Source organism: Alkalibacillus haloalkaliphilus C5, assembly GCF_000269905.1.
Taxonomy (GTDB): Bacteria; Bacillota; Bacilli; order Bacillales; family Alkalibacillaceae; genus Alkalibacillus; species Alkalibacillus haloalkaliphilus_A.
Genome location: NZ_AKIF01000273.1, coordinates 1 through 1236 on the forward strand (window position 1 = coordinate 1; position 1236 = coordinate 1236).

2 protein-coding genes are annotated in these 1236 nt (G+C 36.9%); one reads left to right on the plus strand and one right to left on the minus strand.

Features of this window, described 5'->3' with window-relative positions; all coding sequences use genetic code 11:
• The coding region (locus A194_RS0116340) for a hypothetical protein (protein ID WP_017187843.1) at positions 1–392 on the plus strand (392 nt) is incomplete at its 5' end.
• A 149-nt stretch (positions 393–541) separates the two neighbouring features.
• Here A194_RS0116340 and A194_RS19065 read toward each other — a convergent pair.
• On the minus strand, positions 542–1236 hold a 695-nt coding region (locus A194_RS19065), incomplete at its 5' end, for an MFS transporter (protein ID WP_017187844.1).

Sequence of the window (1236 nt, forward strand, 5' to 3'; positions counted from 1 at the left end):
GTCCAAATACGCTTAAACATGCCATTTCAAGGTTGATTGTCGACTATGCCAAAGAAAATACAAACTTGAATATTATAGTATGTAATTCTAACCGTTCTAAAGCAGGAAGAGAATTTATGCTAAATGAAATTTATAATAAGGATGAGTTTATTAGGATCATTGTACACTTTGATATCTCTGATGATACTCTACTTAACCGTGTCACTCATAGCGAAAGAAGCACTAACATTTTTAGAAGTGCATCAAGTTTTAAAGAAGTACTTCTGCGACAACAAGCTGAAGGTGTAGTTGATCCTGATAAAGATGAAGCCGACTTTCTTTTCACTGTAAAAAATAGTGATAAAACAAATGAGGTCATAGAACAAATAGTAAAAATTTCAAATCAAAACTAAGAAAACACTGTGAAAAGCGACCGGAGGAAGCTTGCGCAGATGTTGCCCTTGTGCCCTGTGGGTAAAAGCGAAGCATTTTGATGGAGTGATAATTAGAAAACCCGAACAAATTCACAGTATGATTTCGTTCGGGTTTTGTGTATAAACTTTTAAGCCATTTTCTCACCATCGCGGTAAACTAGTTTAAACGCAATTAAACCAATTAAGACAAGTCCCATAAACGTTAAGAACAAGTTACTATAAACAGCACTTTCACCTGTTACAGCCAAGAAGTTCACCGGATTTTCAGGCCGGAATATATCAAGTACAACACCTGCAATAGCACCACTTAAAGCTCCCGAAACAAAGTTTAGTAAGTTGAACACACCCATACCAACACCTGTTTCGTGTTTAGCTAGCAAGTTTGCTAATAAATCTGCACCTGATGCTTGAACTAATGGGAAGCACATCATCGGGAAGATCAGCATTAAACTAATGATTAATGGACTTAAACCGACTGCAGAAGAAACGATTAGAAAACCAGTTGATAATAAAGCTAAGCTGACTAGGTAAACTTTCCGAGCCCCTTTTTGATCAACAAGTCTTCCTCCTTTTCTTCCGATTAAAGCAGCGCTAATAGCACCCGGGAACATAACTAGACCAATTTCCATCGTTGATAAACTATAGACTTCACGTAGCATAATTGGAACAGTAAACATAAGACCGAATAGACAAGCTACTGCTAAGAAACTCGTCAAGATCGCCACCAAATAGTTACGGCTTTTAAATAAATGAGGTGGTATAAATGGATTTTTCGCCTTAAACATACGAAGCACCGCTAAAATACCAAATCCAATTGCAATAT